20 protein-coding genes are annotated in these 25,279 nt (G+C 35.7%); 13 read left to right on the top strand and 7 right to left on the bottom strand.

Features of this window, described 5'->3' with window-relative positions; all coding sequences use genetic code 11:
• Positions 1-61 precede the first annotated feature (61 nt).
• The 11 genes from ACIQ4I_RS07095 to ACIQ4I_RS07045 all read left to right on the top strand — a co-directional run bounded on the left by ACIQ4I_RS07095 (position 62) and on the right by ACIQ4I_RS07045 (position 14,851).
• On the top strand, positions 62-955 hold the full coding sequence (locus ACIQ4I_RS07095) for a transcriptional regulator CcpC (RefSeq protein ID WP_403094455.1): 894 nt from the start codon (positions 62-64) through the stop codon (positions 953-955).
• Between the two features lie 66 nt (positions 956-1,021).
• Positions 1,022-1,735, top strand: a complete 714-nt coding sequence (gene dapD / locus ACIQ4I_RS07090; protein WP_403094453.1) for a 2,3,4,5-tetrahydropyridine-2,6-dicarboxylate N-acetyltransferase — start codon at positions 1,022-1,024, stop codon at positions 1,733-1,735.
• 13 nt (positions 1,736-1,748) lie between these two features.
• Positions 1,749-2,873, top strand: coding sequence for an N-acetyldiaminopimelate deacetylase (locus ACIQ4I_RS07085; protein WP_403094451.1), 1,125 nt, complete (start codon positions 1,749-1,751; stop codon positions 2,871-2,873).
• A gap of 155 nt (positions 2,874-3,028) precedes the next feature.
• Positions 3,029-5,398 carry a hypothetical protein gene (locus ACIQ4I_RS07080; protein ID WP_403094448.1) on the top strand — a complete coding sequence of 790 codons (2,370 nt, stop codon included), beginning with the start codon at positions 3,029-3,031 and terminating at the stop codon, positions 5,396-5,398.
• A complete protein-coding gene (locus tag ACIQ4I_RS07075; protein WP_403094446.1) occupies positions 5,395-6,330 on the top strand; it encodes an ABC transporter ATP-binding protein in 936 nt (311 codons plus the stop codon). Before ACIQ4I_RS07080 ends, ACIQ4I_RS07075 begins: the two co-directional genes overlap by 4 nt.
• Positions 6,327-7,178, top strand: a complete 852-nt coding sequence (locus ACIQ4I_RS07070; RefSeq protein ID WP_403094443.1) for an ABC transporter permease — start codon at positions 6,327-6,329, stop codon at positions 7,176-7,178. Before ACIQ4I_RS07075 ends, ACIQ4I_RS07070 begins: the two co-directional genes overlap by 4 nt.
• Positions 7,179-7,190: 12 nt before the next feature.
• Positions 7,191-8,618 carry a hypothetical protein gene (locus ACIQ4I_RS07065; RefSeq protein WP_403094441.1) on the top strand — a complete coding sequence of 476 codons (1,428 nt, stop codon included), beginning with the start codon at positions 7,191-7,193 and terminating at the stop codon, positions 8,616-8,618.
• A 13-nt stretch (positions 8,619-8,631) separates the two neighbouring features.
• Complete coding sequence (locus tag ACIQ4I_RS07060; RefSeq protein WP_403094438.1) at positions 8,632-9,627, top strand: AAA family ATPase; 996 nt, start codon at positions 8,632-8,634, stop codon at positions 9,625-9,627.
• Positions 9,624-10,502 carry a DUF58 domain-containing protein gene (locus tag ACIQ4I_RS07055; protein ID WP_403094435.1) on the top strand — a complete coding sequence of 293 codons (879 nt, stop codon included), beginning with the start codon at positions 9,624-9,626 and terminating at the stop codon, positions 10,500-10,502. The genes ACIQ4I_RS07060 and ACIQ4I_RS07055 overlap by 4 nt, the downstream gene beginning before the upstream one ends.
• Positions 10,503-10,512: 10 nt before the next feature.
• Entirely contained in the window at positions 10,513-12,273 is a 1,761-nt protein-coding gene (locus ACIQ4I_RS07050; RefSeq protein WP_403094432.1) for a vWA domain-containing protein, read from the top strand.
• A complete protein-coding gene (locus ACIQ4I_RS07045) occupies positions 12,257-14,851 on the top strand; it encodes a VWA domain-containing protein (RefSeq protein ID WP_403094430.1) in 2,595 nt (864 codons plus the stop codon). Before ACIQ4I_RS07050 ends, ACIQ4I_RS07045 begins: the two co-directional genes overlap by 17 nt.
• A 48-nt stretch (positions 14,852-14,899) precedes the next feature.
• Here ACIQ4I_RS07045 and ACIQ4I_RS07040 read toward each other — a convergent pair whose 3' ends face one another.
• The 7 genes from ACIQ4I_RS07040 to ACIQ4I_RS07010 form a co-directional block, all read right to left on the bottom strand.
• Positions 14,900-16,069 (bottom strand): MFS transporter, encoded by a 1,170-nt coding sequence (locus ACIQ4I_RS07040; RefSeq protein ID WP_403094428.1) that lies wholly within the window; start codon positions 16,067-16,069, stop codon positions 14,900-14,902.
• Positions 16,070-16,425: 356 nt separating this feature from the next.
• A complete protein-coding gene (locus ACIQ4I_RS07035) occupies positions 16,426-17,499 on the bottom strand; it encodes an ABC transporter substrate-binding protein (protein ID WP_403094426.1) in 1,074 nt (357 codons plus the stop codon).
• Positions 17,496-18,290: an ABC transporter permease gene (locus ACIQ4I_RS07030; protein WP_403094425.1), complete on the bottom strand. Its 795-nt coding sequence runs from the start codon at positions 18,288-18,290 to the stop codon at positions 17,496-17,498. Before ACIQ4I_RS07030 ends, ACIQ4I_RS07035 begins: the two co-directional genes overlap by 4 nt.
• A complete protein-coding gene (locus ACIQ4I_RS07025; protein WP_403094422.1) occupies positions 18,274-19,095 on the bottom strand; it encodes an ABC transporter permease in 822 nt (273 codons plus the stop codon). The genes ACIQ4I_RS07030 and ACIQ4I_RS07025 overlap by 17 nt, the downstream gene beginning before the upstream one ends.
• On the bottom strand, positions 19,088-20,191 hold the full coding sequence (locus ACIQ4I_RS07020; protein ID WP_403094420.1) for an ABC transporter ATP-binding protein: 1,104 nt from the start codon (positions 20,189-20,191) through the stop codon (positions 19,088-19,090). Before ACIQ4I_RS07020 ends, ACIQ4I_RS07025 begins: the two co-directional genes overlap by 8 nt.
• A 16-nt stretch (positions 20,192-20,207) precedes the next feature.
• Positions 20,208-20,750 carry a helix-turn-helix domain-containing protein gene (locus ACIQ4I_RS07015; RefSeq protein WP_403094417.1) on the bottom strand — a complete coding sequence of 181 codons (543 nt, stop codon included), beginning with the start codon at positions 20,748-20,750 and terminating at the stop codon, positions 20,208-20,210.
• A gap of 584 nt (positions 20,751-21,334) precedes the next feature.
• A complete protein-coding gene (locus tag ACIQ4I_RS07010) occupies positions 21,335-22,006 on the bottom strand; it encodes a LytTR family DNA-binding domain-containing protein (RefSeq protein ID WP_403094414.1) in 672 nt (223 codons plus the stop codon).
• Between the two features lie 221 nt (positions 22,007-22,227).
• Here ACIQ4I_RS07010 and aceA point away from each other — a divergent pair, with 221 nt between their 5' ends.
• Together aceA and aceB are read left to right on the top strand one after the other, a co-directional pair.
• Positions 22,228-23,511, top strand: a complete 1,284-nt coding sequence (aceA, locus tag ACIQ4I_RS07005) for an isocitrate lyase (protein WP_403094411.1) — start codon at positions 22,228-22,230, stop codon at positions 23,509-23,511.
• Between the two features lie 155 nt (positions 23,512-23,666).
• Positions 23,667-25,271 carry a malate synthase A gene (gene aceB / locus ACIQ4I_RS07000; RefSeq protein WP_403094409.1) on the top strand — a complete coding sequence of 535 codons (1,605 nt, stop codon included), beginning with the start codon at positions 23,667-23,669 and terminating at the stop codon, positions 25,269-25,271.
• Positions 25,272-25,279 lie beyond the last annotated feature (8 nt).

Here is a 25,279-nt window from a genome sequence, read left to right as displayed (position 1 = left end):
AATGCTATCATCTGTATGAAGATAAGAATATGGTTTTTTAGAATAAGAGGAGGTTCTTTGCATGAATACAACAGAAGCTCAAATCATCAAAGTGCTTTCTGAAGAAGGAAATATGCGTAAAGCAGCAGAGCGGTTATTTTTGTCTCAGCCCGCATTATCTCAACGCTTACAATCCATAGAAAAGGATTGGGGAGCGCAACTTTTTATACGATCCCAAAAAGGACTAACAGCTACACCAGCCGGAGAACTTGTCATTCAATTTGCGGTTGAGATGATAACAAAAAAGGAAGAAATATACGAATCAATTCAATCGTTGAACTCAAAAGTACATGGGACTCTTAAAATTGCATGTGCATCTATTGTTGGACATACATGGTTACCTAAAGTACTAAAGGATTTTGTGACTCAATATCCAGATGCGAAAATTTCGCTAATCACAGGTTGGAGTTCTGAAATTGTAAAATCACTTTATGATGGTGAAGCACATGTTGGAATTGTGCGTGGACATACAGATTGGAAGGGTGCAAAACAGCATCTTTTCAGAGATACATTGTATCTAGTGGATAAGGAAATTACTTCTGTTGACGACGTTTTTAATACTGATAGACCATTTATTCAATTTAAAAGCGATTCAAATTATTATCAGGAAATTCAACAATGGTGGCAACGCCATTTTTCTTCAAATCCACGTCATCAAATTACAGTAGACCAAATTGAGACTTGTAAACAAATGGCGCTAAATGGAATAGGCTATGCAATTTTGCCTTCAATTACATTGAGTGGACAAGAAGACGTTAATACGATTCCATTAACCAATAATGAGGAAGAATTTGAGCTAACACGTGATACATGGCTAATTGGTTATGAATCGTCATTTGAGTTAAGACAAGTGGCTGCTTTTGTGGAACTTGTGAAAAAACATGCAGAGTGTTTGTATGATTATTCAAAAAAATAAATGAAATATTCTCATTTTTCGTGTACAATAGGGGCATATTTCTATATAAATAGGAGGAATTGTCGAATGCAAAAATTAAACGCACAAGAAATTATTTCATATTTAGCAAATGCTAAGAAAGCCACACCTGTAAAAGTTTATATTAAGGGTAACAATGTTTCTTCATTAGCATTTGGAGAAGGAAGCAAGGTTTTTGGAGAAGGCAATTCTGTTGTTGTATTTGGTGAATGGGTAGAAGTGCAAAAAACATTAGAAGCTCATAAAGATGTTATTGAAGATTATGTGATCGAAAATGATCGCCGTAATTCAGCAGTGCCAACTTTAGATTTAAAAGGAATTAATTCACGTATTGAACCAGGTGCGATTATTCGTGATCAAGTAACAATTGGTAACAATGTTGTTATTATGATGGGAAGTGTTATTAATATTGGTGCTGAAATCGGAGATCGTTCGATGATTGATATGAACGCTGTTTTAGGAGGGCGTGCTACTGTAGGTAAAGATTGCCATATTGGCGCAGGTGCAGTTCTTGCAGGTGTTATTGAGCCACCAAGCGCTGATCCAGTAGTAATTGAAGACAATGTTATGATTGGTGCAAATGCAGTAGTTTTAGAAGGTTGCCGAGTTGGGGAAGGTGCTGTTGTAGCAGCAGGTGCCATCGTTACAAAAGACGTACCTCCATATACTGTAGTAGTCGGAGCTCCAGCAAGAGTGATTAAAGAAATCGATGAAAAAACAAAATCTAAAACAGAAATTATGCAAGACCTTCGTCAATTATAAGAGGTGTTGAACGATGAAGTCTTTATTGGAAATTAGAAGGGATTTACATAAAATTCCTGAGATTGGCTTTCATGAGGAAAAGACGCATAAGTATTTACTTAATGTGATTGAAGAGTTATGGAAACCCTATTTCAAAATTGATACATGGAAAACAGGCATTATTGTAACTATTGTAGGTACGAATCCACAATTGAAAGTTGGGTGGCGTACGGATATTGATGCATTGCCGATCGCTGAAAATACAGGATTACCTTATGCATCAGAACATCCTGGTTTTATGCATGCATGTGGTCATGATTTCCATATGACGATAGCACTTGGATTAGTGGAAGCCTTCTCAAAACAGCAGCCAGAAAATACAATCATCATCTATTTCCAACCTGCCGAGGAAGGTCCTGGCGGTGCGAAGCCGATGCTTGAATGGATGCAGAAGGATCGTCCTGATTTGCTTCCTAACTATATTTTTGCAATGCATATTGCACCAGAATATCCAGTTGGAACAGTGGCAACTAGACCAGGAATGTTATTTGCTAATACATCTGAGTTATTTATCGACCTTCATGGTGTAGGAGGACATGCTGCTTATCCTCATAATACAAAGGATATGACAGTAGCAGCCGCGAACCTAATGATTCAATTACAATCAATTATTAGTCGTAATTTAAATCCATTAGATAGTGGTGTTATTACAATCGGTAAAATGACTTCAGGTTATGTGCAAAATGTCATTGCAGAAAATGCACGATTAGAAGGCACAGTTCGCACGATGTCAGCAGACGCAATGGCTCTAATAAAAAAACGCATTGAAGCACTATGTAAAGCAACTGAAATTGCTTATGAGTGCAAAGTAGAAATAGACTATGGTTCATCATACTATCAAGTGTATAACCAAGAGCAATGTGCGAAGGCATTATTAGCAAGTGCAGAGGAAACTCCAGGTGTTATGCCTTATGAATGTCCACCTGCAATGACAGGTGAAGACTTTGGTTTCTTCTTAAAAGAAATTCCTGGTGCTATGTTCTGGGGCGGTGCTAATACGGAATTTGGTTTGCATCATGCATCTATTAAACCGGATGAGGATTTAATTGATGTAAATGTTCGTTTTGTTGAACATTTTTTACGTCATTATGGTGTGTAATCCAGAATAAGAGAATAGAGTTAAAGGCGTAATTGAATGCCTTTGGCTCTTTTTTATATCATTTTATGTAATATTTTATCATTTTTTACAAATAAGGAACTTTATTTGTTGGAAAATCGTAATAGTATCAAAGAGAGAAAAAGGAGGTTATTTTTTTGAAGAAGAGGCTATCAATAATCTTTTCGTGTTTGATCTTATTTATAAGCATATTGCCAACCTTCACGTTAGATGCTGCAGCTAAAACAAAATTGGATGTAAAAGTAAGTGCTGGCTTGGATAATAAATATAAAGATACGATGGGATTACCTGTATTGCTCACAGTTACTAACAGTGGCGATGCATTTTCTGGAGATATAGTGATTGATAATCAGCAAGGTTATTCTGGGGGTATGGGAGTAGTAGTTCCTTTAGAAATAGGTGCTAATGAGACAAAAACGATCAAATTAATGCTCGATTATTACATAAATCAACACGGAGGTAATAATGGCTCAAACAAAACAATTCATATTTATAAAGGTGGCTGGAAAAAAGGAAATGAAATTAGTTTTACAGGCGATGATGAGATCAGGCCACAAATGCATGAAAGAGATGGAATATTTGTTTTAACTTTTACAAATAGTGTTGATCGCTTATCAGCACTTACAAAAATACAATCGAATAGTTCGAATCCTGCAGAAATTATTCATCTTGGTCAATTAAAACAAGATCTGATTCCAACAACTGCTAATGGTTGGTCAATGGCTAATGTTGTGGTTGTTGATGAATATTCTATTGCATCATTGAAAGAAGAAGAACAGCAATCCCTTTTAGAGTGGGTTAAATTAGGGGGAACGATTGTCATCGGAGCTTCTGATAATCTGGATGGGGAAATCGGAATATTCGAAAATTATTTACCTTTACTATTAAGCAATGAAACTACAACTATTTCACCAAAAGATATTCAAAAAACGATAAAACATACGAAGTTTTCTAATGTATTTACAGCTTATCAAGCAAAGAAAGTGGATCAAGCAAAAACAATATTAGAAGTTAATCATAATATTTTAGCTGCAAAGCGAGATCTCGGAAATGGACAAATTATTCAAACATCCTTTTCTTTAGGTGATGAGCCACTTTCCGCTGAGAAAGATTACAATCAGTTACTACAAAAAGTTATTCCTATTAGTGCAGTTAATAACAGCTCAGGCGCTAAAATGAGTTTTATTGAGGGTGATAAGCAATGGAATGAATTATTCCCTACTTTTCAAGTATCAACTATGCTTTTAGTTATCGTTATTATTATTTATATTTTCATCGTAGGGCCACTTTTGTATTTTGTTCTTAAAAAGAAAGACAAAAGAGAGTTTGCTTGGTGGATTATTCCAGCACTTTCACTTTTCGTTTCGATTTTAGTATTTGCTTATGGTGCGAAGGATCGTTTAGCAAAACCGCAAATACAACAATCTGCTATTTATAAAATCAATCAAGATGATAGTTTAACAGGCTATTATATGAATTCGTTGTTAACCAATCGTAGTGGTGATTTTACGTTTACGGTATCACCAAACAGCACGGCAACCTTGCTAAGTAATTTTGATGTGGGTTCCATCCACAAACAAGGTGTTATTGAGCAATTCCAAAATGATAAAGAAGTAACCTTACGCAACAATCGATATTGGTCTGTATCAACAATAGCTGGTCAGACACAAATACCCAATGTGGGAAGCTTTCATATAGATTTAGAAGTAGAGAACCGTGTGTTAAAAGGCAGTGTGACAAATAACTTACCTTATACAGTAAAGGATGTATCGATTTGGTGTGGTAGCCAATGGTTAAAGTTAGGCACTATGAAGCCAAAACAAACGCTTAAAGTCACGCAAACAATTAATGGTGCATTGTTATTACCAGCGATGCCAATTTTAACGAATTATTCAAATGCAGTAAAAGCGAAAGATGATATTATGAATAATCGCAAGCAAATGTTAAAAGAATCTGTTTATGAACTAGTCGAGAATACAGAAGAACCTGCACTTGTTGGTTGGATAGACAATTCCATTACACCAATTTCTTTGAAAAGTGGTAAAGCTGATATGTCAGCCGTTAATTTAGTCGTTCAAAGCTTTAGTCCAAAAACAAATTTAACTGGAGAATTTGTTTTACCTGCGAATTCAATGAGCTTCGACATAAATTCTATTTCAAATGCAGGGTATGCTGATCGATCTTCAGAAAATAGTTCGATATGGTTTATTGATCAAGGAACATATGAATTTATATGGACTATTCCCAACATGCTTCAAAATAAGAAGTTCGTATGGACAGAATTACAAATGGCTAATACAGATACTAAAAATGTACTACTTCAAATTTTTAATGAAAAGACATCAACTTATGAGCCAATTAATGATGGACGTTTTACGTTAACCAAGAATATTGAAGATTATATATCGGATGATGGAGAAGTAAAATTTAAATTAGAGCGTAAAATGTCTGATGATCAAAGAACGACAATTCCTACATTACAACTAAAAGGGGAGGTGAAGTCATGATAGAGATAAAAGGATTAACGAAGAAATACGGCTCCTTTTACGCATTACAAGGGCTTGACCTCACAATTAATGAGGGAACTGTTTTTGGTTTTGTTGGCGCGAATGGTGCAGGTAAGTCTACAACGTTCTCTATACTTTCAACATTATTGCAACCAACAGCAGGGGAAGCATTAATAGACGGCATCAGTGTTACACAAAATCCTGAATATATCCGTAAACTAATTGGTTATATGCCTGACTTTTTCGGTGTTTATGATCAATTGAAAGCAGAGGAGTACTTAGACTTTTTTGGTTCGAGTTATGGAATTCCTGCTGAGCAAAGAGCTAAACTTATCCCTCAATTGCTAGAACTTGTAAATCTATCTCATAAAAGATATGACTATGTTGATGTGTTATCAAGGGGGATGAAACAACGTTTATGTCTAGCAAGAACATTGATTCATGATCCGAAGGTTTTAATATTGGATGAACCCGCATCTGGTCTTGATCCAAGAGCACGAGTAGAAATGAGAGATATTTTGAAACAGCTAAAGGAGATGGGTAAAACCATTTTAATCTCCTCACATATTCTTCCGGAGCTTGCGGAAATGTGTGATGAAATAGGAGTTATCGAACAAGGGAAACTTATTGCGCATGGTTCTGTAGCTGAGATACAAGCGCAGCTTATGGGAGAACGATTTATTACGGCGAAATATCAAGCTGAATATGATATGAACTTAGCTAAACAATTCCTTGAGGAATATCCTTTTGTATCATCGATCGAAATAACAGAAAATAAATTGAACTTCCGCTTTAATGGATCTGATGAGGATCAGATGAAATTATTGAAGCAAATCGTACAACATGAAGTGCCGATTTTATCCTTTGCAGAGGATGAAAAAGATTTAGAAGATGTTTTCATGGCGATTACGGAGGAGGTAGAAAAGGAATGAGATCAGCATTTAACAATCCAGTACTAATAAAGGAATTGAAGCTACGGTTCCGTTCTTTTAAAAGCTTTGCGGGAATTCTGTTTTATTTACTTGTGTTAAGTGTCTTCGTGTTTGGTTTCATCTTTATGTCAACGAATTTTACTGGGAGCGGTTTTATTAACCCACAACAAAGTGTAATTCTATTCGGTTTGCTGACATATGTACAGATGGCGTTGATCTTGTTTATCACACCAGGATTAACAGCTGGGGCAATAAGTACAGAGCGTGAAAAACAAACGTTGAATATTTTATTGACATCTTCTCAAAGCTCTTTTCAAATCATTTTTGGCAAAATGAGTTCGTCGATTGTCTTTTTACTATTACTGCTTATTGCTGGATTACCACTTTATAGTTTAGCTTTCCTATTCGGTGGTATTTCTCCTGGACAATTACTTATTATTTTTGCATTTTTGATTGTAACGATGTTAGCAATTGCAAGTATCGGTGTTATGTTTTCAACATTAATTCGCAAAACGATAATTTCGATGATTACCACATATGGTGCTATGTTATTTTTGACGGGGATAACCGCATTTTTCTTTATGATTGGGATTAGTACGATAGAAAGCTCCCCTGGATCATTGCCATTAAAAAATCCAGCACCTATTTCACATTTTTGGGCAACTATTAATCCAATTGCTTTAATGTTGACATTAATATCACCAGAAACGTCAGATTCACTTTTTGAATTGACAAAAATACATTTTCCAGTATGGGCAGGCTATTTAATCTTTTATATAGCTATTACAGTTATTTGTCTTTTTATTTCAGTGAAAAAGCTTCGTGTAAATATGAAAAAGAAAAAATAAGGAGTGTGACAAATGAGTAATCGTAGTCAAATGTCAAAAGCGGTTCGAAAAGCCCGGAGTAGTATGCTGTTTGAATATTTTTTTAAATACAGTCAGCGTATGATTGCCTACGCATTATTGTTCGCATTTGTCATAATGCTTGTATCTCGCTTTTTTGTCCTTCCTTTTTATAAAGAAATTGCATTGGGAATAGCTGCTATAACTCTTTTTATAGCAGCTATCTATTTATGGTGGAAACGCCCATCTAAAAAACAATCCTTAAATGCTTTAGATAACTATTTTCCTGATAATCTATTGCGTACTGTCTATTCGATAGAAGATTTGGAATCTCACTTGGCAAAACAATTGGTAATACTAACAGAGAAAATAGCCCCACATGCATTAGTCAACTACCAGAAACGTAAAAAAAGTTTATGGCTTACGAATACGCTCATTGGTAGTATAACAATAATTTTAGGTATAGCTTTATTGTCTTTATTCCCCTCTACTGCACAGCAAACAGCAAATAATGTAAAAGAAGAAAAACTTATGACAGCAGAGGTTAAAAAGGCAGTTGAAAATATGAAGAAAAAAGCAGAAACAAAAGAAACAAAGAAAGCAATAGAAGAGCTTCAAAATGAGTTAAAAAAAGCGAAAACGACGGAAACAGCATTACAAGCAGTCGTGAAAAAACAAAAAGAATTAGAGCTTCAAAAGCAAAAGTTAGAAGATAAAAAGGCTGCGAATGGGGAAAGTTTATCAAAAGAGGAGCAACATCAATTAAGAGACTTACAACAAGCAACCGCTTCTCTTTCTAAAAAAGCTTTACAGACGCAAAACGCATTAAGTAATTCGGGAACCCCCATAAGTCCGAATTTACAGATTGCTCTTAATCAGTCTGCACAATCCAATCAATCGATGGTTCAGAATAGTAGTTCACCAACACAATTAAATTCAAATAATCCCGCTAACAATAGCCAAAATCCTGCTCAAAACAATTCTTCCTCTTCTTCACAAGGAAATAGTCAAGGCTCAGCTAATAACCAAGGACAAAGCCAAGGACAGGGAAAAAGCAATGGCAACAAAAGTACCGGTGGATCGGGTAGTGGTAGTAATAAACAAGGGAATGGAGCAGGTAATGGTTCTGGAAATGGAAGAGGTTCTGGTTACGGACCTTCTGCAGGGGCAGGAATAGGTACAGGAAATCGTAGTTTAGTAGCTGTACCAAAGCGAATCGGAGAAAAGGGAAAAACAACAACTGATGCAGGCAAACTGAAAGATGGTGATCCAACATCTATTCAAGAAAGCAATAATGGGAAAATCGCAAAGGGATCTGTTCGCTCTTATAAAGAAGTAACAGATAATTATAAGAAGTCGTATATGCAAACGACAGAGCGATTACAACTCCCTGGTGAATTAAATCAAATCGTACAAAAATACTTCTCATCAGTTGAGGAATAGTAGGGGGAATATCATGTCATACACTGCTGAGCAATACGAGCAAACAAGTGAAAAGTTAAAATTAGTACGAGAAGAAATAGGTCGCTATATAGTCGGGCAAGAAGAGACGATCGACCTTACTTTATACGCAATATTAGCAGATGGGCATGCACTTTTAGAAGGCCTCCCTGGTCTTGGGAAAACAATGCTTATTCGCTCAATTTCAGAGGTATTGGATTTATCTTTTACGCGAATTCAATTTACACCAGATTTGATGCCAACAGATATTACGGGGACGAGTGTTATTGAAAGAATGCCTGATGGGAAATCGCATTTTAAATTCCAAGAAGGGCCAATTTTTAGCCAAATGGTATTAGCGGACGAGATTAACCGTGCGACACCTAAAACTCAAAGTGCATTACTTGAAGCTATGGGGGAAAAAACGGTGACGGTACTTGGAGATACAAAACAAATGGCAAAGCCCTTTTTTGTTTTGGCTACACAAAACCCTATTGAAATGGAAGGAACCTATCCACTACCAGAAGCTCAAATGGACCGTTTCCTATGCAAAATTCAAGTTCCAAGTCCAACGAAAAATGAATTAATGGAAATTATGAAAAGAACGACTGGTGCAAAAAATATTAAGTTAGAAAAAAGACTATCCGGAGGCGAATTAATAGATATACAACAAATGGTAAAGGAAGTGATTATAGCTGACGATATGCTGGAGTATGCAGTTGATTTAGTTGTTGCAACACATCCTGATCAACCATCTGCACCAGAAATGATTCGTCAATATGTCGAGTATGGAAGTGGTCCACGGGGCTTGCAAAGTATTGTAAAGTTAGCAAAATCGAGAGCTCTTATGAATGGACGATTTCATGTTTCAATTGCTGACATAAAAACAGTCGCAAAGCCTGCTTTACGTCATCGCTTATTACTAAATTATGAGGGTATCTCCACAGGGCTTCGAATTGACGAAGTGATTGATCAATTTATCGAAGTAGTACAACAAGGGCAAAATGTATGAATATAAAGAAAAACGTATTACCAGTTGAATGGGGTAGCAAAATTGGTCGTTACAGTTTACAAAGTAGATCGAGAATACGTGGACAACATAAAGGGTCACACCGCTCCCATCGATTTGGTTCATCACTCGATTTCTCTGATTTTAGAGAATATCATCCTGGGGATGATGTCCGCCAATTGGATTGGAATATCTATGCAAGAACTGAAAAATATTTTATCAAACGATTTTTAGACGAACAGGAAATGCGCGTTCATATTTTATTAGATACAACAAAATCGATGGTACAAGATGATAAGTGGGAATTAGCAAAACTATTAACTGCAGCCCTAGGCAGTATGGTTCTAAATAAAGATGACCACTTATCCTTTAGCTATGTTACAGATACCCCTGTTCCACCTTTTAGAAGAAAAGGGGCGAGCTTTCAATATGCCTTTGAGCAAACAGTGGCAAAGCTTGAAAACCATATAGTGAATAAATCATTTGCTAATAATGCGATGAACATAGTACCGAAGGATTCCACGATATTAATTATTATCTCTGATGGTTTAGAACCTATAGAAGAATGGCAAGCGTTTTTGAAACAAACGCCAAAAGTAGCTGGGGATGTACGATTTTTACAATTACAAACAGCTCAAGAAATTGCACCAAATTTTACAGGGGATGTGCAATTAGTAGATGTGGAAACAAAAGAACCATTGAATGTTTCGATGTCTCAAAATGTTACTACTTCTTACAAGCAATTGCGTGAGGCACATCAACAGCAATTGGAGGCACTTTGCCATCAATATGGTATTGCTTTTTTGCCAGTGAAAACGTATGACGGGATACAGCATATTTTATTTCAACAACTTACGAAGGCATATTGGATACAGTGAGGTGATCTAAATGGGCATTTCGAATTTAGCATATATATGGACAGCTATCATCCCGCTGCTTGTCTTAATCTATTATTTCTTTCGAAAAAAATATGTGATACAAGATGTATCTTCAACACTTTTTTGGCGAGAGGTTATGAAGGAAACGAAGGTATCTCCCTATATACAACATCTACAACGAAATGCATTGTTCTATTTGCAAATGTTGACATTACTTTTAATGGTGTTTGCACTCCTCCAACCATATATCAAATCGAAAACCATTGCGGGTGAACAAATTATTTGGGTAGTGGATACATCAGCTACAATGCTAGCAAAAGAGGGAAATCAAAGTGCTTTTGAAAAACATAGACAGGAGATGCTTGCGTTATCTAAGCAGCTTGATGGTAAATCTGTAACCATTATTGCAATAGATGCAGAACCTAAAATCATATTACGTGATGAGCAAAATACAACAATAATTCAGAAAGCCATAAAGGACTTACAAGTTACATATAGCCATGAAGATTGGCCAAATACGATGGACTTTCTACAAAGTATTATTGGTAAGAAATCGACAGCTGTATATGTTTTTACAGATTCTATGGACCACAAACAACTACCTAAACGAACCGAAAATGTGAAATGGATTATCCAAGGAGCAGATAGCAAGTTTCAAAACATTTCACTTCAACGATTTGGCGTAATACAAACAGGTAATAGCATGCAAGCAATCGCACAAATTGACAATCAAACAAAAAAGGACCAACAAGCTACATTAAAGATCTATGATGCTAACAATAAAGAGATTTCAAAAAAAATGGTTCATCTAAATTCGAATCAAATAACAAAAATAAAACTAGATAATTTAAAAATAACAGCTGCAGTAACTGCAAAGCTATTTGTAAATGATGATTATGCTGCCGACCAATCGATGAGTACAGTACTTGCAACCGATAATACACAAATTTATGTGGATCAATCCTTACATCAGTTAGTTGTGAAAGCATTTCAATCAATCGACCCATCAGCTAGTACTATACCTACAGAACAATTGAAGATGATTGAAGGACATAACTTACTTGTGACAAATCAAACAAGCCTATTAAAACAATCGCAAAATCCTATATTACTCATTGGGAGAGATGACAAGAAGGCTTTTCAATTTGAAGGGGCTGTGAAGGTAATAGAAAATGAACTCTTTTCATATGCACCAATAGACGATATCTATGTAGAAAAGTTATACCCTGAGGTAAGAGATGCAAAGACATTAGCAACTGTTGATGATAAGCCCTTCATACAACAAACGAAAAATGGACATCTTGTTGTACTAACAGATATGCAAATGACGGATTGGGCCTTACACCCTTCTTTTCCTCTTTTTTTATGGAATGCAAAAGAGAAACTAACTGCAGTGGAAAGTCAACTGGGTACTTTTAAACCAGAAGAAAAAAGGATTGTTGCATTACCAGAAAGTAATAAAGGTTACGATGTTTACTCTGCAAACAATGAATATATCAATAGTCTAACAGATGGAGGAAGCTTTGTGGCCCCGGCAAAACCAGGGGTATATTATATAAAAACAGATGGCGAGCCTTTATATTTTGTGGTTGCACTTGAGCAGCAAGAAAAAACATTATCTGAAGGATCTTCGTATCAATTCGGTGAACTAACAGCAAAGGCTACCACAAATAAAATCGACTCTACAATCATGACAATTCTTATCATGATTATGATTGTTTTACTAGTAGCAGAATGGGAGGTGCAACGTAGACATGGATTTACGTATTGATCAACCTATTTGGTTACTGCTAGCGATTCCTATTGTCATTTATATCAGCTGGTTTTTAAAGAAAAAAACATTACAAAAGCGTGAGCATTGGGTTATTTTCTTCTTGCGATTTTTAGCTGTTTTTTGCTTGCTCTTTGCTGTTACGAGACCCTATATTACATTTCCAAATCAAGAGGAGCAGGTTGTCTTTTTAGTGGACCGCTCTGCTTCATTGAAAGGAACAGATACAGATGCTGCGTCTTGGATAGAAAAAAGTTTACAGCAAAGAAAGAATTCACAATATACGGGGATTTATAGTTTTGCAAAGGGCATTCAAACAGAATTTGGTTTAACGAAAGATACCATGCAAGTTACGAAGTGGCAAGATATGGCTGATACTAGTGAAACAAATATCGCAAGTGCATTGCAATTGGTCACAAATATGTTAGAAACAAATAAAGCAACAAGAGTAATTTTACTTTCTGATGGTTTAGAGACTGCAGGAAGTGTAGAAAACCAATTAAACTATTTCAAACATAATGGTATTCAAATTGATACAGTTCTGTTGAAAAATGATCATATGACAGATGCGGCTATTACGAACTTTCAAACACCAAATGTTGCATATGCTGGTGAAGAACAATCATTACATATTCAAGTAGAAACTACAGAAGCGACAGATGGGGAACTCTTAATTGCTTTAAATGATGAAACAATCGCAAAGAAAAAAGTTTCCCTAGATGCTGGGAAAAATACAGTTACTTTTAAACATATAGCAAAAAAACAAGGTTTATTAAAATACGAAGCTACACTAAAAGTAGCAAATGATTCATTCCTTGAAAATAATAAATGGATGAGTGTTACAAATGTTGAAGGGCAGCCACGCGTTTTACTTGTTCACGGAGATGGTAAGTCCACTGCTTTGTCTAAATTAATCGGACAAAAAGAGCTTGTAGTTAAGATAATTTCAGCTTCCGAATTACCTTCTACACAAACATCGTATTTGCAATATGATGCCATCATTTTTGATAATGTTCCAGGTCATGAGGTTGGAGAAGCGAAAATGGGTATGATTGAACAGTCTGTCAAAAACTTTGGTATAGGGTTTATGATGACTGGTGGCGATAGTAGTTATGGTTTAGGTGGTTATTTTAAAACACCTATTGAAAAGCTTTTGCCCGTTGAGATGGAGGTTAAAGGGAAGGAACAGCTTCCATCTTTAGGATTAGTTATCGTCATGGACCGTTCTGGAAGTATGACTGGAAACAAAATTGAACTGGCTAAAGAAGCGGCAGCACGTTCTGTAGAATTATTGCGAAAAAATGATACGTTTGGTTTTATCGCTTTTGATGATCGTCCATGGAGTATTATTGATACAGCCCCATTGAAAAATAAAAAACAAGCAATAGCTGATATTTTATCTGTTAGTCCAGAAGGTGGAACAGAAATCTTCCAATCGCTTCAATTGGCATATCAACAATTAGAACCGTTAAAACTTCAAAGAAAGCATATTATTTTACTAACAGATGGCCAGTCCTCGACAAGTAGTTCATATGAGCAATTAATAGAAGGTGGAAAAAAATCAAATATTACTTTATCAACAGTTGCGATTGGTGATGATGCAGATCGCAGGCTTTTAGAAGAACTCGCACGTTTTGGAACAGGTCGTTTTTATGATGTCCGAGATGAAGAAACGGTACCATCGATTTTATCACGTGAAACATCCATGATGACACGAACCTATATAGAAGATAATCCTTTTTATCCTATGATTACTTCTGGTGCACCATGGAATGCATTGTTTACAGATGGTGTGCCGCAGATGAATGCCTACATTGCAACTACTGCAAAACAAACTTCAAAAGTTATTGCTAAGAGTAATCAGAAAGATCCTGTGATTGCAGAATGGAATTACGGACTTGGTAAATCCATTGCTTATACATCTGACACATCAGGGAAGTGGGCAGGTGATTGGGCCCGCTGGGATAAATGGTCAAGGTTCTGGAACACTGCAGTTTCGGAAATTCTTCCTTCTTATGATGAAGTTCCCTATACAATTTCACAGCAATCGGATGGCTCCTATTTAGTAACAGATGCCACAAAACATTCGGCATTTATGGATATAGCAGTAGTAGATGATAACGGGGAAAAAGTAGAAATAACAGAAGAAGCAGTGGCCCCTGGAAAAACAAAAGTATATATCGACCATAAACCAGGGCTTGTCTACTTCAGCATCACAAATGAAGATGATGGAATGTATAAAGCAGGTGTAACCATACCTTACAGTAAAGAATATCAATTGCAACAGCCAAATTCAGAACTACTCAAACAAATTGCTGATACTACTGGTGGAAAAGTATTAAAAGAGCCGAGTGAGGCATTTCGTAAGCTTCCCAAAGGTAGCTTTGAGCAGCAAAACATTACAACGTGGTTCCTATTAATAGCGATGATATTATTCTTTATTGACATTACATTAAGACGTTTTGGTTGGCAGACCATTCGAGGAATATTTATGAGGGGAAATCTAACAAAAGTCAAGAAAACAGAAGAAATAAAGCGATTAGATGTTGAAGCATTAGTAAAAAATAAAAAGAAATGAAAATTCGACACGTCTCTTTTTGAGCGTGTCGAATTGTTAATATCTAGATTAATGAGCTGCAAAAGATTTTTTGTTCCAAATGAAGGTAATAAGGTAACAACCAATTAAGATGACGGTACCAAGTACAAATGGAAGATTCAAATGCCAATCCAGTAGTACCCCTGCTAATGCTGGACCAATCATATTACCTAGGCTCATATAAGCATTATTCATCCCTGCAGCATATCCTTGCTCATTCCCCGCGACTTTTGAAATGAGTGTATTTACTGCTGGTCTTATCAAGGTAGTTGTTGTTTGGAATATGGTTGTTACGAATAGGATTGTAAAGTAACTGCTAACGAAAATCATGCCAAGCATTGAGATAGCTGCAAAAATAAGACTTACTAAGATAATGTTCATTTCACCAAAACGCTTGAACAGACGGTTAAGTAGCACACCTTGAACGATAACGCCTACAAAGCCACCGACAGTCATGATGATGGCGATATCATTCGGAGTGTAATCGAATTTATCTGTTACAAACATAGATAAAGTCGCTTGGAAATTTGCGATTCCAAATGAGAATACAAGAACAACGATCAAAAGCACAAAATAAGGTGTCTTAATTGAACGAATCATTTCTTTGATGATATTATTGCCAGTTGGCTTGTCAACAACGGTAGGTTTTACATTTGGTAAAAATAGTAATGAAAATATCCCTGCACAGATTGCAGCACTACCAGCTACAATGAAAGGAAAGTGAATACTAATATTTGAAAGGGCTCCACCAATGCCAGGTCCAATCATAAAACCAAAGGAAATGGCTGCACCAATTAAACCCATTGCTTTTCCTCGTTCTTCAAGTGTTGTAATATCTGCCGTATACGCCATAATGGGTGGTGTGATAAAGGCGGCGCCCATACCTGTAAAAAAACGTAAAACAAACAGTTCCCATAAATGGTTGGATATACCGAATAATATTTGACTTATTCCATTTAAAATCAATCCAAAAACAATTAGTTTCTTTCGACCTAATCGGTCCGATAAGCTTCCGGCGATTGGAGAAAAAATGAATTGGGCAAAGGCAATTATGGCAATTAAAAAGCCAAGCACGGCGCCCTTAGCACCAAACTCTTTTAAATAACTTGGCATAATAGGCACAATCAACCCAATGGCACTCATTGCTATAAATATATCAAACATTAATAAAATGAGCGCAAATTTATTATTTTTATTCATCTATTTCTGTTTCTCCTTATTTATTTCGTCTCACTAAGTATTGAATTTGCGTTATGTTAAATTATATAGCTAGTCTGTTTGCGATTCAATTAAATAGGTTTTATTGCAAAAGGGGAATTTTAGAAATGAGGTTGTCGAAAAGTCCATGTTTTATTAAATGTATAGAATAAAATAGAAAATTAATAGTAACAAAAAGAATTCGCTCCCTTTCCGCGGGTGAACCGACGAGCCTCCTCGCCCGGCTCACTTACCCGCAGGGTGTCGCGAATTCTTTTTGATTTAAATATCTTATTTACATCATCAATTTTAGTGCATTTTTAAAGCTCTTTATCGATTTAGGACAGTACCTCTAAGTTTTATCTTATAGACATCTTAAATTTTAAGAATAATTCGTTGTATTCTCCGATTTTTTCTTTACCTAAATTTTTATATACATGAAGTTTATTTCGCACTTCTTTTGAAGGATAGTAGCGTTCATCATTTACCACTTCAGGATCCAATAATTTAAGTGCTGCTTTGTTAGGTGTAGAGTAACCAACATAATCAGCATTTTGAGCAGCTACTTTTGGATCACACATGAAGTTAATGAATTTCAGAGCACCTTCATAGTTTTTGGAGGTTTTCGGTATTACCATATTATCAAACCATAAGTTTGATCCTTCTTTAGGAACACTGTATGTTAAATCTTCGTTTTCATTCATCATATCAGCAGCTTGGCCAGACCAAGTTAATGCAACTTCAGCATCTCCATTAATCATCATTTGTGTAACTTCATCGCCAATAACTGCTTTCACATTTGGCGCCATTTTGATCAATTTATTAGTAGCTGCATTTAACTCATTACTATCTGTTGAGTTAAGTGATTTACCCATACTGTTTAATCCAACACCCATTACTTCACGCGCACTATCGACTAAAATTACTTTACCTTTTAATGTCGGATCCCATAATTCATTCCAACTATCAAAATTATGACCTTTTATAAGTTTTGGGTTATAAACAATCCCTACTGTACCCCAGAAATAAGGAATAGAGTATTGGTTATGCTTATCAAAATCCAAGTTTAAGAAATCTGGATCAATGTTTTTTAAATTTGGAATTTTACTCTGATCAATTTTCTTTAATAAATGACGCTCTTTCATTTGCTCAATCGTATATTCAGATGGAACAGCGATATCATAATTTGTCCCACCTTGTTCGATTTTCGTCATCATTGCTTCATTAGAATCGAATGTTTCATAGATTACATGAATTCCAGTTTCTTTTTCAAATTTTTTAAGCAAAGCTGGATCGATATATTCTCCCCAGTTGTAGACAGTTAATATGTCTTTACCAGATTTACCTGATGTTGTATCCATAGCATGTGCAGTATACATAAGAATCCCGCACACAAGTAAGATACCGATGGTTGCTCGTACTAAGGATTTCATTTATGAGCCCCCGTTCTTGTTTGACGAATTGTAATAAAGTAATAACCCAATACAAGGATTAATGTTACAAAGAATACTAAACCAGAAATGGCGTTAACAGTTAGAGAAACCCCTGCTCTTGCCATTGAGTAAATTTCTACAGATAAAGTACTAAAACCATTACCAGTAACGAAGAATGTTACAGCAAAATCATCTAAAGAGTAAGTTAATGCCATAAAGAAACCAGCGAAAATCCCAGGTTTGATAAATGGCAAAATAACACGTGTTAATACATCTCGACGACTAGCACCTAAGTCTAATGCTGCATCAATTAGGGATGAACTCATTTCTTGTAATTTTGGTAATACCATTAGAACAACGATTGGAATACTAAATGCTACATGAGATAGTAAAACAGAAGTAAAGCCTAATTTAACCCCAACCATCGTAAATAAAATTAAGAAAGAAGCGCCAATAATAACGTCGGGGCTAACGATCAGAATATTATTTAATGATAAAAGTGTATTACGAAGTTTGCGGTTACGAACCGCAATGATACCGATTGAACCAAGCGTCCCAATGATTGTTGAGATTAAAGCAGAGAGCAAAGCTACGACAACGGTATTGATCAAAATAACTATTAGTCTAGAATCATGGAAAACATCTTTATAATGACTTAAAGTAAACGATTTAAAGTTCGTCATGGTATCGCCACTATTGAAAGAATAAAATACTAGGAACAGAATCGGTGCGTAGAGAACGACAAAGACGAAGGTCAAATAGAGTTTCGATCTTTTATTTAGTTTTTCCATTACGAGCTGCTCCTTTCCGTCTTTCACCAGTGATTAGCATGATGATAAACATAAAGATAATTAAGAATACAGCGATTGTTGAACCCATTCCCCAGTTTTGTGTTGTTAAGAATTGTTCTTCAATTGCTGTACCGAGTGTAATAACATGGTTACCAGCGATTAATCGAGTAATCATGAATAGGGATAGGGAAGGGATAAATACAGCTTGAACCCCAGATTTAATACCATTCATCGTCAAAGGAATAATTACCCTTCGTAATGTTGTTAATTTAGAAGCCCCTAAATCACGTGATGCATCAATTAATGCGGGGTTGAGTTTATCGAGTGCATTGAAAATTGGCAAAATCATAAATGGAATAAAGATATATACAGAGACAAATACGAATGCATAATCCGTAAATAAAATTTGTTGATTTGGTAGTCCGATTGCTTTAGCAAATGCATTAATCGGACCCTTATTACCGAAAATACCGATAAATGCATATGTTTTTAATAGTAGATTTATCCATGAAGGAATAATAATCAATATAAGCCAAAGCTGTTTATGCTTCGTTTTCGTAATCAAGTAAGCGGCTGGATACGAAACTAATAATGAGAAAAAAGTAATTAGGAACGCATACCAGAACGAGCTTAATGTCATTTTTAAATAAACACTAGTAAAGAAATTTTTATAGTTTTCTAAAGTAAAATGACCATGCAAATCTAAAAGAGAATAGTAAACTACTAAAAGAATTGGTGCAATAACAAAGAAGAGAATCCAAATATAATAAGGAATGAGTGAAAGTAAATTCCCCTTTTTACGCATTATCTTCTTCCCCATATGACTCTAAACGTCTATCAAAATCTTCTTCTGATTCGTTTAATCTCATAACGTGAATTGCTTCTGGATCAAAGTCTAAGCCGATTTTTGCACCAACATCTGCTTTTTTCAGTGAGTGAACAAGCCATTCATTGCCATCCTGATCATAAGTAGAAAGTTCATAGTGTACACCACGGAATAGTTGTGTATCTACTTTCACTTCAAGTTTCCCTTTGTCAATATCTGTGATTTCTAAATCTTCTGGGCGAATAACGATGTCAACTTTTTCATTTGGATTTAATCCTTGGTCAACGCACTCAAAGGTTTTACCAGTGAATGTAACCTCAAAATCTTTTATCATCGTACCTGGAACGATATTAGATTCACCTATGAAATCAGCTACAAAGCGATTAATTGGTTCATCATAAATATCAACAGGAGATCCACTTTGCTCTATATGACCTTCATTTAATACGAAGATTTCATCTGACATTGCGAGTGCTTCTTCTTGGTCATGCGTGACGAAGACAAATGTTTTACCTAAGCGTTGTTGTAATTCACGAAGTTCATATTGCATTTCCGTACGAAGCTTTAAATCTAATGCGGAAAGTGGTTCATCTAATAGAATGATTTCAGGGTCATTTACAATTGCTCGTGCAATCGCAACACGTTGACGTTGACCACCAGACATTTCCGAGATTTCACGTTGACTGTAGCCGGCTAAGTTTACGAATTTTAATGCTTCTTCTACTCTTTTCGTAATCTCTGCATTGCCAACTTTCTTAATACGTAAGCCAAATGCTACATTTTCAAACACATTTAAATGTGGAAATAGTGCATAGTCTTGGAATACAGTATTAACTTGTCGCTCATTAGCAGGAACATTATTAATTTTATTACCATTAAAATAAATAGAGCCGCTTGTTGGTTCCATAAAACCAGCGATTAGACGTAGAATGGTTGTTTTACCGCAGCCTGAAGGTCCGAGTAAGGTATAAAATTTACCACGTTCCATTTCAAAGCTGATATCCTTCAATACAACAGTTCCATCGCTAAATGATTTTGAAACTTTATCAAAGTGAATAATTGCATTTTCCGACATTTATGGTCCTCCTAAGCTACAAATATGATTCAGTTGCGACAAGTAAAAACTCCGTCTTGCCTGCAATATCATTGAACAATTGATGATTATCTGAAGCATCAAAGTAGATTGTATTTCCCTTTTTTGCAACAAATGATTGTTTACCTAACACAAGTCGTACACGACCCTCTAGCACATATATAAAGGTTTCAGATAGAGATGGCTCAAATTGTTTAAACTCGCCATGTTCTTCGAAAGTAATCAAGACAGGCTCAATTTCTTTTTCATTTGAAGTTGGAATAAGCCATTTTATACTATATTTTTTTTCCTCATCTGTATAAATGTTGTGATCTTCCTCGGTGTATACGACCTTCTGATCTTCAACATCATCATCAAAGAATTCTTTTGGTGTTGAACCAAGGACTTCTAATAATGCGAAGAGTGTTTCGATTGAAGGAGAGTTTAAATCTCTTTCTAGTTGAGAGATGTATCCTTTGCTCAAATCTGTTCTTTCACCTAATTCTTCTTGGGTAAGGTCCTTTTTTAGACGAAGTCGTTTAATTTTTTTGCCGATTTGCATCTATAGTACTCCTCAATTTGTTTACTATTAGTAAACTTGCAGTTAATTAAGTTTACTTTTGCCTAACTTGCAGTAACAAAAGTTTACTGTTACAAAACTTTTAGTTTACTAAAACGCTATCTATTATACAAAATTGCTCATATTTTTCAACCTTTTTGGTGAAAATAAAATTATTTGGTTTTAATTAGACCAAAAAAAGATAGATGCTGCAGATTAGTCTGCTTTCATCTATCTTTTTTTGATATTGAATTTGTTTAGCAATACTGTTAATTTTCCATCCGATTCGCTACAGGCGTACGTTTTTTCAGTGGTGAACCAACGAGCCTCCTTTTTTGCTCCTGCATCGCATCGCTAGCTTCGTCGCAGAGAAAATCTCGCTGTGGGGTCTCGTCTAGCTCTCTTTCCCACAGGACTCAGCCTTTCGCTCAAGTAAGATGAATTAAAAAATCAACAATATCATATAAAAGAGCTTTTATATTCTTTATATTAAAATCTTTAAGATTATTTTTACATTGGTATAAATGATTGTAGAGTAGACCCTTTATGCTTTAATCCAACCAAAGACTTCTTTTTATTTGCATTAGTTAAAACTCTAAAACTCGTTTCACTTCATTTAAATAGGAATTACTTACAGGTAGTTCAATGCCATCTTTCATAATAATGATTAAATTTGAGGAGAAGTCACGAGTGATACGACTGATGGCATGGATGTTAATAATATAGGAACGATGAATCCTTAAAAAATAGTCTGGTAATCTTCTTGCGAGCTCTTTTAGCGTCAAATTTATTTTATATTGATCACCATTCGCATAAAACCAATTCTTCTTATTAAGACTTTCAAAATGGGAAATCTTATCAATTGCAATGGGTACCCACTGATCTTGCTCTTTACCTGTTATAAAGCGATAAGGTTCTCTCTTTACTTCGGGATGATTTGGAGACAATATAACAATTAATGCAGCAGGCTTACCTAAAAAATCGATAGGGTAACCAATACCGTAATATGGAATACCTAAAAGTTCCTGCTCTATAACAGTTTCAATTTTCTTTCTTTCTTTAATAACACGATCAGCAATACTTCCTTTTTTAAACTTCGTTCCATTTTCTAAAAGAATATCGTATGCACCTACTTCATAATAGATGTAAGTTTCGCCTACTGCTATAGCGATTGAGGCTCCTTTTGGTATCCAATCTACTAATAAATTACTATACTGTTCGGCTAATTCTTTCGCTAAAACTTCTGTACTTTGTATCATGTCATGCTCCTCCTATACCAATCCTGAATTTTCACTTCGTCTTAGAAATTAATTCATTTATCGTAAAAAAAAGGTATTTCATCCAAAAACAATTACAAAATACATTACCTGTTGTATATTAGTTTATAACAACGGTAGCTGTTATGCAACAAAATGTAGGGGTGTATTTTTAAATAGAAAGCTAGCGTTCAACAAAGTCAAAGTGAAAGGTGTGTATGTATATGTTAACAAGACAACAACAAATTGAGGAACTTGAAAAAAGCTGGGCAGCAGAAGAGCGTTGGAATGGGATTGAACGTCCATTTACTGCAGAAGAGGTAGTGAAACTTCGTGGTTCTGTACAAATTCAACATACTTTAGCGGAAAAAGGTGCAGCGCGTTTATGGAAATCTCTAAATGAAGAAGATTTCATCAATGCATTAGGTGCTTTAACAGGAAATCAAGCAGTACAACAAGTAAAAGCAGGCTTACAAGCAATTTACTTAAGTGGATGGCAAGTAGCAGCAGATGCAAACCTTTCTGGTCAAATGTATCCTGATCAATCTTTATATCCTGCAAACTCTGTACCACAAGTAGTTAAACGAATCAACCAAGCACTGCAACGTGCAGACCAAATTGATCATGCTGAAGGTCGCTTAGACAATTTCGACTGGTTTGCGCCAATCGTAGCAGATGCAGAAGCAGGTTTTGGTGGTCCTTTAAATGTCTTTGAATTGATTAAAGGTATGATTGAAGCAGGCGCTGCTGGTGTCCACTTAGAAGACCAATTAGCGTCTGAGAAAAAATGTGGTCATTTAGGGGGCAAAGTTTTACTGCCAACTCAAAATGCAATTCGTAATTTAGTAGCAGCACGACTTGCAGCTGACGTATCTGGTGTACCAACTATTTTAATTGCACGTACAGATGCAGATGCAGCTGATATGGTAACTAGTGATATTGATCCACGTGATGCAGAATTCATCACTGGAGAACGTACACCAGAAGGATTCTTCCGAACAAAAGCTGGAATCGATCAAGCGATTGCTCGTGGTTTAGCTTACGCACCATATGCTGATTTAGTTTGGTGTGAAACATCTAAACCGGATTTAGAAGAAGCAAAGAAATTTGCTGATGCAATTCATGCTCAATTCCCAGATAAACTATTAGCTTATAATTGCTCGCCTTCATTCAACTGGAAAGCAAATTTAGATGATGAAACAATTGCAAAATATCAAGTTGAACTTGGTAAAATGGGTTACAAATTCCAATTCGTTACTTTAGCTGGTTTCCATGCACTAAATCACAGCATGTTCAAATTGGCTCATGATTACAAAGATAACGGTATGGCTGCGTACTCTAAATTACAACAAGAAGAATTTGCGAGTGAAGAAAAAGGCTATACAGCTACAAAACATCAACGTGAAGTAGGTACTGGCTACTTTGATGAAGTATCACAAGTTATTTCAGGTGGAACTTCTTCAACAACAGCTATGAAAGGTTCTACAGAAACTGCACAATTTATCTAATTAATTTATATTACGGCTGTTTGTACCTATTTCTAGTTCAAACCTATTTATCTTTTAAATCGCTTACACAAAAACTAGATTTAATTGATTTTAAGAAATAGTAACAAACAGCCTTCTCTATTCTTCAACATAGTTGATTTGAAAGGATGATCGATTTGGGAAGTCAGCAAACGGCAACTCCTACTATTAGAATAATAGGTTCACAGAATGCATCAACTGAGCAAATATTAACGCCAGACGCATTACAATTTATCGCATCATTACAACTGCAATTTAACGATAGAAGAAAAGCTTTATTAGAACGAAGAGAGGTTCGTCAAAAACAATTAGATGCGGGTGCTTCTCTAAATTTTTTAGATGAAACGAAGTCAATTCGAGAAGGGGATTGGACAATTGCTCCATTACCTGAAGATTTGCAAGACCGTCGTGTTGAAATTACAGGCCCTGTAACGCGTAAAATGGTCATTAATGCACTAAATTCTGGGGCAAAAATGTTTATGGCATGTTTTGAAGATGCAACTTCTCCAACTTGGGAGAATATGATTGAAGGTCAAATCAATATGTATGATGCTGTACGTAAAGCCATTTCCTTCACTCAATCTTCAAATGGCAAAGTATATAGCTTAAATAATGAAACAGCTACATTATTAGTTCGTCCACGAGGGTTACACTTGATTGAAAGAAACGTAGAAGTAAATGGTGAGCCTATGTCTGGAAGCCTTTTTGACTTCGGATTATTTTTATTCCATAATGCAAAAGAATTAATTGCAAAAGGTTCAGGGCCGTATTTCTATTTACCAAAATTAGAAAGTCATTTAGAAGCTAGACTATGGAATGATATCTTTGTCTACTCACAAGATTATCTAGGGATTCCACAAGGGACGATTAAAGCAACAGTTTTAATTGAAACGATTCCTGCGGCTTTCGAAATGGATGAGATCTTATATGAGTTAAAAGAACATTCAGCTGGTTTAAACTGTGGTCGTTGGGATTATATTTTTAGCTATATCAAACGATTACGTAATCATTCAGATGTTATTTTACCAGATCGAGGCCAAGTAACGATGACATCACCATTTATGAGAGCGTATACACAATTGTGTATTCAAACTTGTCATAAGCGAAACGCACCTGCAATAGGTGGAATGGCTGCTCAAATTCCGATTAAAGATGATCCACAGGCAAATGAAATTGCTTTCGAAAAAGTTCGCGAGGATAAACGCCGTGAAGCGACAGATGGACACGATGGAACATGGGTAGCGCATCCAGGATTAGTACCTGTTGCAATGGAACAATTTGATCAGCATATGAAAAATCCAAATCAAATTGAACGTAAACGTGAAGATGTGCATGTTACTGCTGAAAATTTACTAGAAGTTCCACAAGGTACGATTACTGAAGATGGTTTACGTATTAACTGTAGTGTGGGAGTGCAATATATTGCTTCTTGGTTACGTGGAAATGGTGCTGCTCCAATCAATAATATGATGGAAGATGCTGCAACAGCAGAAATTTCACGTACACAGGTATGGCAATGGATTCGACATCCTGAAGGTAAATTAGAAGATGGCCAAAAGATTGATGTAGCCTTATTCAAAGAGTTGTTGAAACAAGAATTACAAAAAATTGCTGAACAAGTAGGGGAAGAAAACTTCTCAACTGGTCGCTTTGAAGAAGCTGCTGAAATCTTTACCGATTTAACGTTACAAGAAGAATTTGAAGAATTCTTAACGATACCAAGCTACCAACATATATCTTAATACAAAGC

It is taken from the genome of Rummeliibacillus sp. NPDC094406 (assembly GCF_044763875.1).
Taxonomy (GTDB): domain Bacteria; phylum Bacillota; class Bacilli; order Bacillales_A; family Planococcaceae; genus Rummeliibacillus.
The sequence above is the reverse complement of the archived record's forward strand: the minus strand, read 5'-3'. Positions and strand labels throughout refer to the sequence as shown.

Bases quoted from the DNA above. Each gene is read 5' to 3' on its own strand.
- ACIQ4I_RS07095 (WP_403094455.1), top strand. From the start codon at position 62: ATGAATACAACAGAAGCTCAAATCATCAAAGTGCTTTCTGAAGAAGGA.
- dapD (WP_403094453.1), top strand. From the start codon at position 1,022: ATGCAAAAATTAAACGCACAAGAAATTATTTCATATTTAGCAAATGCT.
- ACIQ4I_RS07085 (WP_403094451.1), top strand. From the start codon at position 1,749: ATGAAGTCTTTATTGGAAATTAGAAGGGATTTACATAAAATTCCTGAG.
- ACIQ4I_RS07075 (WP_403094446.1), top strand. From the start codon at position 5,395: ATGATAGAGATAAAAGGATTAACGAAGAAATACGGCTCCTTTTACGCA.
- ACIQ4I_RS07070 (WP_403094443.1), top strand. From the start codon at position 6,327: ATGAGATCAGCATTTAACAATCCAGTACTAATAAAGGAATTGAAGCTA.
- ACIQ4I_RS07065 (WP_403094441.1), top strand. From the start codon at position 7,191: ATGAGTAATCGTAGTCAAATGTCAAAAGCGGTTCGAAAAGCCCGGAGT.
- ACIQ4I_RS07060 (WP_403094438.1), top strand. From the start codon at position 8,632: ATGTCATACACTGCTGAGCAATACGAGCAAACAAGTGAAAAGTTAAAA.
- ACIQ4I_RS07055 (WP_403094435.1), top strand. From the start codon at position 9,624: ATGAATATAAAGAAAAACGTATTACCAGTTGAATGGGGTAGCAAAATT.
- ACIQ4I_RS07050 (WP_403094432.1), top strand. From the start codon at position 10,513: ATGGGCATTTCGAATTTAGCATATATATGGACAGCTATCATCCCGCTG.
- ACIQ4I_RS07045 (WP_403094430.1), top strand. From the start codon at position 12,257: ATGGATTTACGTATTGATCAACCTATTTGGTTACTGCTAGCGATTCCT.
- ACIQ4I_RS07040 (WP_403094428.1), bottom strand. From the start codon at position 16,069: ATGAATAAAAATAATAAATTTGCGCTCATTTTATTAATGTTTGATATA.
- ACIQ4I_RS07035 (WP_403094426.1), bottom strand. From the start codon at position 17,499: ATGAAATCCTTAGTACGAGCAACCATCGGTATCTTACTTGTGTGCGGG.
- ACIQ4I_RS07030 (WP_403094425.1), bottom strand. From the start codon at position 18,290: ATGGAAAAACTAAATAAAAGATCGAAACTCTATTTGACCTTCGTCTTT.
- ACIQ4I_RS07025 (WP_403094422.1), bottom strand. From the start codon at position 19,095: ATGCGTAAAAAGGGGAATTTACTTTCACTCATTCCTTATTATATTTGG.
- ACIQ4I_RS07020 (WP_403094420.1), bottom strand. From the start codon at position 20,191: ATGTCGGAAAATGCAATTATTCACTTTGATAAAGTTTCAAAATCATTT.
- ACIQ4I_RS07015 (WP_403094417.1), bottom strand. From the start codon at position 20,750: ATGCAAATCGGCAAAAAAATTAAACGACTTCGTCTAAAAAAGGACCTT.
- ACIQ4I_RS07010 (WP_403094414.1), bottom strand. From the start codon at position 22,006: ATGATACAAAGTACAGAAGTTTTAGCGAAAGAATTAGCCGAACAGTAT.
- aceA (WP_403094411.1), top strand. From the start codon at position 22,228: ATGTTAACAAGACAACAACAAATTGAGGAACTTGAAAAAAGCTGGGCA.